The sequence below is a fragment of the Pararhizobium sp. LjRoot235 genome, from assembly GCF_964254145.1.
In the GTDB taxonomy this organism is placed as follows: domain Bacteria; phylum Pseudomonadota; class Alphaproteobacteria; order Rhizobiales; family Rhizobiaceae; genus Pararhizobium.
Window position 1 is genome coordinate 1,137,658 of sequence record NZ_CAXUSP020000001.1, and the last position, 7,343, is coordinate 1,145,000.

4 protein-coding genes (1 of these 4 running past the window's edge) are annotated in these 7,343 nt (G+C 59.0%); 2 read left to right on the forward strand and 2 right to left on the reverse strand.

What is annotated here, in order from left to right; all coding sequences use genetic code 11:
• Positions 1-241 precede the first annotated feature (241 nt).
• Together ACSQ2Z_RS05430 and clpB are read left to right on the forward strand one after the other, a co-directional pair.
• On the forward strand, positions 242-1,642 hold the full coding sequence (locus ACSQ2Z_RS05430) for an MATE family efflux transporter (protein WP_436080258.1): 1,401 nt from the start codon (positions 242-244) through the stop codon (positions 1,640-1,642).
• Between the two features lie 153 nt (positions 1,643-1,795).
• Positions 1,796-4,402 (forward strand): ATP-dependent chaperone ClpB, encoded by a 2,607-nt coding sequence (gene clpB / locus ACSQ2Z_RS05435; protein WP_436080259.1) that lies wholly within the window; start codon positions 1,796-1,798, stop codon positions 4,400-4,402.
• Positions 4,403-4,822: 420 nt separating this feature from the next.
• Here the strand turns inward: clpB and ACSQ2Z_RS05440 are convergent, their stop codons facing one another.
• Together ACSQ2Z_RS05440 and ACSQ2Z_RS05445 are read right to left on the reverse strand one after the other, a co-directional pair.
• Positions 4,823-6,820, reverse strand: coding sequence for an alpha/beta hydrolase family protein (locus tag ACSQ2Z_RS05440; RefSeq protein ID WP_436080260.1), 1,998 nt, complete (start codon positions 6,818-6,820; stop codon positions 4,823-4,825).
• A 325-nt stretch (positions 6,821-7,145) separates the two neighbouring features.
• Positions 7,146-7,343, reverse strand: partial view of a M23 family metallopeptidase gene (locus ACSQ2Z_RS05445; RefSeq protein WP_436080261.1) — the 3' end only. 1,770 nt of this gene lie beyond the right edge of the window; the window shows 198 of its 1,968 coding nt (coding positions 1,771-1,968); its start codon lies beyond the right edge, outside the window; the stop codon is at positions 7,146-7,148.

Sequence of the window (7,343 nt, forward strand, 5' to 3'; positions counted from 1 at the left end):
GCACTTTAAAGTGCTACAGCGTCCTTAGCGCGTCATATTTGACGCGCGGCGCTGTATGGCTTGACCGTTTCGCGATTTATCTGTAGGTCCTCATCATGGTTTTCAGAAGCCTGCCGCTCGCGGACGCTTGGTCTCGGTGAAATTCTGACTTTGACGATGTCTCTCACCCTCGATGCATTTCGTCCGGTGGGTAATGCGAGCCCCCTCCTTTAGTTCGAAGTGCAGTATTGAGGAGAGCGGGATGTCGTCAGACACTTCCAGCCAGAACGCCTATTTGACTGCCCCTCTTGGTAAAATTTTTACCAAGACGGCACTTCCCATCATCTTCGTGATGAGCATGAACGGTCTTTTGACTGTCGCCGATGCCGTCTTTCTCGGTATCTATGTCGGTTCTGATGCCGTCGGCGCTGTCACGATCGTCTTCCCGGTCTTCATGCTGCTGATCGCACTTTCAACACTTGTCGCCAGCGGCATGGCCAGCCTGCTTGCCCGCCAGCTTGGGGCCGGGCGTTTTATCGAAGCACGGCACACATTGACGCGCGCGCATATGCTTGCCCTCGCGATCGGTATTGCATTCATGGTCCTGTTTGCCGGCTTTGGCGAAAGGCTGGTTCTGGTCGTCGCCAATGGCAACGGGGTCCTGGCCGGGATGGCACATGTCTACATCTCCATCATCGTGTTCTCATGTCCCATACAGTTTCTGCTTTCAGTCAACGCGGACGCGTTGCGTTGCGAGGGCAGGGCTGGGTTGATGGCGATCCTCAGCCTTGCAGTTTCGCTTGCGAACCTTGTGTTCAACTATGTTTTCATCGTCGGAATCGGGCTGGGCGTTGCTGGATCCGCTTGCGGGACAGTGCTTGCGCAAGGGGTGGCGCTTGGCTTGCTTCTCTGTTTCCGGTCGTTTGGGCGCACGGGGCTGCGCTTTTCTCTGTTACGGCGCGGCAATCTGTTAACGGGCTGGCGCGAAATCATTGGCCTTGGTGCGCCGCAAAGCCTCGGCTTCATCGGCCTGGCGCTCGTCTCGGCAACCATCATAGCGTCTCTCCAGATGGTAGCGGGCTCACGATATGATGTTGTCGTATCGGCCTACGGGATCATTACCCGCGTCATGACCTTCGCCTTTCTGCCGCTGTTGGGCATGAGCCAGGCGGTGCAGGCCATTGTCGGAAACAGCGTAGGAGCCGGGCTGTGGCAACGCTCGTACAAGAGTCTGCGTCTCGGCGTGGCCGTCGCGCTCGTCTATTGCCTTGCAGTAGAGATCCTGTTGATCGGTCTCGCGCGGCCGATCGGTTCGCTCTTCGTCAGTGACAATGCCGTCGCCGACGAAGTTGCGCGGATCATGCCGGTGATGGTGGCGCTGTACTTCCTTTCAGGACCGTTGATGCTGACCGCAGGTTATTTCCAGGCAGTCGGTGATGCCGGGCGGGCGGCCATTCTCGGTTTGTCGAAACCGTATCTCTTCGCGGTGCCGCTGGTTATCGTCCTTGCGGCGGCGTTCGGTGAAGGCGGTATCTGGTTTGCCACGCCGGTTTCGGAAATCCTGCTCCTCGGTGTTACCATCGCAGTCCTATGGACGACCACACATCAGTGCCGGCTGGCCGCTGTCCATCGCCCGGAAAGAGAGGCCGAGCAGCCCCTTTAATTTCCAAAATTCTTCCCCCATATTCGCTTCAACGGGTTGATCCTGCGCAAGGCAGATATCGGCCAGCAATGACAGGTTTGCCTTTTCAGGGAACCTGATCCTGAGCCATCGGCAGTGCCGCGAACGGGCTGACCGATTTATGGAGGTCGACAGATGAATATTGAAAAATACTCCGAGCGCGTGCGCGGTTTTCTGCAATCGGCGCAGACCTATGCGCTGGCGCAAGGTCATCCGCAATTCACGGCCGAACATATCCTGAAAGTGCTGCTCGACGACGACCAGGGCATGGCGGCATCGCTGATCGAGCGGGCCGGCGGCGACGCAAAGGCTGCCCGGATCGCCAATGATGCGGCGCTTGCCAAGCTGCCGAAAGTTTCCGGCGGCAACGGTTCGCTGTCGCTGGCACAACCACTGGCGCGTGTGTTTTCGACCGCTGAAGAGGCCGCCAAGAAGGCCGGCGACAGTTTCGTTACCGTCGAGCGTCTGCTGCAGGCGCTGATCATCGAGACCTCGGCTGCGACTTCCGGCATCCTGTCGAAGGCCGGCGTGACGCCGGCAAAGCTCAACCAGGTCATCAACGATATCCGCAAGGGCCGCACGGCCGATGGCGCCAATGCCGAAGCGGGCTTTGACGCCCTGAAGAAATATGCGCGCGACCTGACGAGCGATGCCCGCGAAGGCAAGCTCGACCCGGTGATCGGCCGCGACGACGAGATCCGTCGCACGATCCAGGTGCTCTCGCGCCGCACCAAGAACAATCCGGTGCTAATTGGTGAACCCGGCGTCGGCAAGACCGCGATCGCCGAGGGGCTCGCCTTGCGCATCGTCAATGGCGACGTGCCGGAGAGCCTGAAGGACAAAAAGCTGATGGCTCTCGACATGGGGTCGCTGATTGCCGGCGCAAAATTCCGCGGCGAGTTCGAGGAGCGGCTGAAGGCTATACTCTCCGAAGTGCAGGCGGAGGCGGGCGAAATCATCCTGTTCATCGACGAAATGCACACACTGGTCGGCGCCGGCAAGGCGGACGGCGCGATGGACGCTTCCAACCTTCTGAAACCGGCTCTTGCCCGCGGCGAGCTGCACTGCGTCGGCGCGACCACGCTCGACGAGTACCGCAAGCATGTGGAAAAGGACGCAGCCCTTGCCCGAAGGTTCCAGCCCGTCATGGTCAACGAGCCGACGGTCGAGGACACGATCTCGATCCTGCGGGGCTTGAAGGAAAAATACGAGCAGCATCACAAGGTCCGGATCTCCGATTCGGCGCTTGTTGCGGCGGCAACCTTGTCCAACCGTTATATCACCGACCGGTTCCTGCCGGACAAGGCGATCGACCTGATGGACGAGGCCGCATCGCGGCTCAGGATGCAGGTGGACAGCAAGCCGGAAGAACTCGACGAGCTCGACCGGCGGATCATCCAGCTGAAGATCGAGCGCGAGGCCCTGAAGAAGGAGACCGACCGCTCGTCGAAAGACCGGCTGGAAAAGCTGGAGCTCGATCTCGCCGGGCTCGAAGAGCAGGCCAACGCGCTGACGGCCCGCTGGCAGGCGGAAAAGTCGAAGCTCGGTCTGGCGGCGGATCTGAAGAAGCAGCTCGACGAAGCCCGCAACGAACTGGCGATCGCCCAGCGCAAGGGCGAATTCCAGCGGGCGGGGGAGCTTGCCTATGGCGTGATCCCGAAGCTGGAAAAGGAGCTCGAAGCCTCCGAAAGCCAGGATTCATCTGCGCTGAGCCCGATGGTGCAGGAGGTCGTGATACCCGACAACATCGCGCATGTGGTTTCGCGCTGGACCGGCATCCCGGTCGACAAGATGCTGGAAGGCGAGCGCGAGAAGCTGCTTCGGATGGAAGACGAGCTGGCGAAATGGGTGGTCGGCCAAGACGATGCGGTCCAGGCCGTGTCGCGCGCGGTTCGCCGTTCGCGGGCGGGTCTGCAGGATCCGAACCGGCCGATCGGCTCGTTCATCTTCTTAGGCCCCACCGGCGTCGGAAAGACGGAGCTGACCAAGGCGCTTGCCCGCTTCCTCTTCGACGACGAGACGGCGATGGTGCGCATGGACATGTCGGAATATATGGAGAAGCACTCTGTTGCCCGGCTGATCGGTGCGCCTCCGGGCTATGTCGGCTACGAGGAAGGCGGCGCGCTGACGGAGGCGGTGCGCCGCAGGCCCTATCAGGTCGTGCTGTTCGACGAGATCGAGAAGGCGCATCCGGATGTCTTCAACGTGCTGTTGCAGGTGCTCGACGACGGCCGCCTGACCGATGGCCAGGGCCGCACAGTCGATTTCCGCAACACGATGATCATCATGACCTCCAATCTCGGGGCGGAATATCTGGTCCAGCTTGGCGAGAACGAAGACAGCGACATGGTGCGCGATCAGGTGATGGACGTGGTTCGCGGCCGTTTCCGGCCGGAGTTCCTCAACCGCGTCGACGAGATCATCCTGTTCCACCGCCTGAAGCGCGGCGAAATGGGCGCGATCGTCGATATCCAGCTGTCACGCCTGCGTCAGCTGCTCACTGATCGCAAGATCACGCTCGAACTTGACGATGAGGCCAGAGCCTTCCTCGCCGACAAGGGCTACGATCCGGCCTATGGCGCGCGTCCCTTGAAGCGGGCCGTGCAGAAATACGTCCAGGACCCGCTGGCGGAACAGATCCTGCAGGGGAATTTCCCGGACGGTTCGACGATCAAGGCCTTTGCCGGGTCGGATCGGCTGAACTTCAAGCTTAGGGGCGGGGCCGAGAAGGCTGCGGCGTAACGCGGGAGGCTTTTTTGTTGGTGTGCTTCGGCCCCTCATCCGGCGCTACGCGCCACCTTCTCCCGTTGGGGAGAAGGTGGCCGACGGCTGCCACTCCGGTAGGATGAGGGTTTGGAGAACTTGGCGAAAAAGCTGTGGGCTACTGCATAATTCCTTAAATCGGAATCGATTTAAGGTTAAAATTATGCAGCACTTTCAAAGTGCTACAGCCTCCTTTGCGCGTCAGGATTGACGCGCGGCGCTGTAGCTGGACGCCGCGCTGTCAGAGCTGTGATAGTGTAACACGGGCGCATTTGGCGGCGGTCAATGTCGGCCTTAGCAGCGTTCTAAAACGCTGCACAGCACGGTCTGCAACAACAAGATCGATTGCTTGCCAAAGCAGTAACTGGACCGGCGCGCCGCAGTTTCTGGCATCGTAGCTCAATCGAGGTATTTCGCGGCAATCTCCGCAAGGTCAAAGTTGCCCGTGCGCCCCCCAAGTGTGCGCGCAAGAAAGTCTTCGAGAATACGCGCGCGCTTTACGTCGGTCTGCCAGCGCCGGTAACCGTGGCCTTCTTTTTCAAAATAGGCGGCCTGGACGTCCTTGCCAGCTGCTTTTAGCGCGCGTTCGAATTCTTCCGACTGCTCAAAGCCGACTATACGGTCTTCTTTGCCAGCAGTGAGCAAGATTGCGCCCGTCACCTTGTCAACGTGAGAGACAGGCGAACGGTCCGTCATCTCTTGAAGGTTCTCTGTCTTTTCTGGGTCTCCGAAATAGCGGTTCATCCCGTCGAGGAACAGGCCCCAGGCAAAAGGATTGTTCTGCATTTGGTATTTGACGTCCATCACGCCGTATTCGGCAATTGCTGCTTTGAACACGCCCGGATCGCGCGTCATTGCCAGCGCAGCTGCATAACCACCGTAGCTGCCGCCCATAACAGCCATCGCGTCGCGATCAGCAACGCCTTCCGACACAAGCCAGTTGGCGGCATCGATGATGTCATCCTGCATGGCTTTGCCATATTGCCCGTAGCCCGCCTCTTGAAAGGCGCGGCCATAGCCAATCGAGCCGCGGAAATTGACCGAAAGCACCGCGTAGCCCCGGTTAGCGAGGAACTGCTTCTGATAGTCATACTGCCAGATGTCCCGCTCGGCAGGACCACCGTGCACCAACACGACGGTTGGCAGGCCTTTAGGCTGCACACCACGCGGCAACGTCAGGAAAGCCGGGATCGAGCAACCGTCGCGGGCGACAAACGACACCGGTTTTGTTTTGGCCAGCTCATCCCGATGTCTGCTGAAGGCGGAATCGACAATGTGCGTTGATGTCGATGCCTCCAGATCGAAGAGGAAAAATTGGAATGGAGCTTCGTCTCTCGATACTGAAAGCGTGACGAAGCGCCCGTCCGGCGACGCGCCCTGAATATTAAAATCGACCGAACCTTCGTCCACGTGGAGCAAGTGCAAGAACGTCTTACCCCTCCCGGTTAAGCCGGCATAGCGCGGATACCCATCCCGAACGATCGCCACATCGCCGGGCGCTGGGTCCGAGGAAAAATGCAACACCTGGGCAACGTCGGCCTTGGTGTCCGAAAACGCTACAGATTTTGCACCTGTTTGCTCATCTATCCGGACAAAGACGAGGAGATCGCCTCCGCGATTGTCCAGCGCCTCGATGGGTTGGCCATCATCAGGGGCATCGCCAATGATCAACGTTTCAAATGGAGACGTCCGCGCAAACTCCCTCCATGATCCATCGGTCGCGCCGCGCATCATGTAGATGCGGTCATCATTTTCGGCCTTGTCGACGCGAATGCGCGGCGCCCCATCTCGACCGGCGATCCACGTTTGTGTCTTGCCGTCATTGCGAACGAGAAGCTCTTTGCCTCCTCCGTCCGGCCGAACCGAATAAAGGTCAACGAGGGAAGGGTCGCGGTCATTGGACATAATGACGTTACGCCCCTCGGCCGTAGGTGCCTGCTTAAGCACCTCCCAATTCTGGAAACCGCGTGGCGTGACATCAAGCCACTGGTCGCGATCTGGAGAATTCGGGTCCACCAGCCACAATCGACCGTCGCTGACGACATGCAGCTTGTTTTCGAAGGCTGACCAAAAAATTGTATCGGCAGGACCATCGAGCACGGCGATGACTTCGGGCCCGTCGCCGCCGATCCGGTCGGCACGCCCTATGAACACGGTATCGCGTCCCCATTTTACGCCCCACCAAGCAAGGAGTGCACCATCGTGGGAAGGAATATGACCCCAAATCGCATCGGTATTGGCGTAGAACTCCTGCACTGAAATTAAATCTGGCAGGGTATCGACCTGTAGCGCGGGATGACGAGGTACACTATCGCTACTGATCCAAAGGAAGAGCGAGCCAGATCCGAGTAAGATTAGAAGCAAAAAGGAAGAAAACCATGAAACATAGAACCTCATAGCCGGCACCCGCCCCCGATCCCCTGGCGATCGATATGCCAAGACGCTCCTCGACATTTCCGAACATGCGCATGCGTTAAATCTTTGAAATCATTTAGCTGATCTAGAAAATGGCATCGGCGCAATGCTGATACTCACTACATCAGAGATTGTTGTCAATGGCATTTTTCTCTTATAGGTGGATTTTAAATCGTGCTACGTGTGGCTCTCGGAGATGTAGAGGATTTGGATTGATGTCGGTCGCAGAAGGTCTGCCGAACCTGCCTCCACGATGTTCTGAATATCACATCGGCGCTGGCGTTTGAATCCGACTTGCAAAACCGGCCTACTGCGCCGTCGCCACTTCGGCGCTGCCGTTGTCCTTCGCCAGCAGTTCGTCGATACGGCTGCGTTCCTTCTCGAACTTCGCCAGCGCGTCGCCGCCGAGCGATTTGCCGCCGGGCAGGCGGATGCGCAAGGGATCGACGCGGTTGCCGTTGACGATCAGCTCGTAATGCAGGTGCGGTCCGGTCGACAGGCCGGT

Excerpts from the sequence above, each read along its gene's own strand:
- ACSQ2Z_RS05440 (WP_436080260.1), bottom strand. The coding sequence starts at position 6,820 with ATGAGGTTCTATGTTTCATGGTTTTCTTCCTTTTTGCTTCTAATCTTA.
- clpB (WP_436080259.1), top strand. The coding sequence starts at position 1,796 with ATGAATATTGAAAAATACTCCGAGCGCGTGCGCGGTTTTCTGCAATCG.
- ACSQ2Z_RS05430 (WP_436080258.1), top strand. The coding sequence starts at position 242 with ATGTCGTCAGACACTTCCAGCCAGAACGCCTATTTGACTGCCCCTCTT.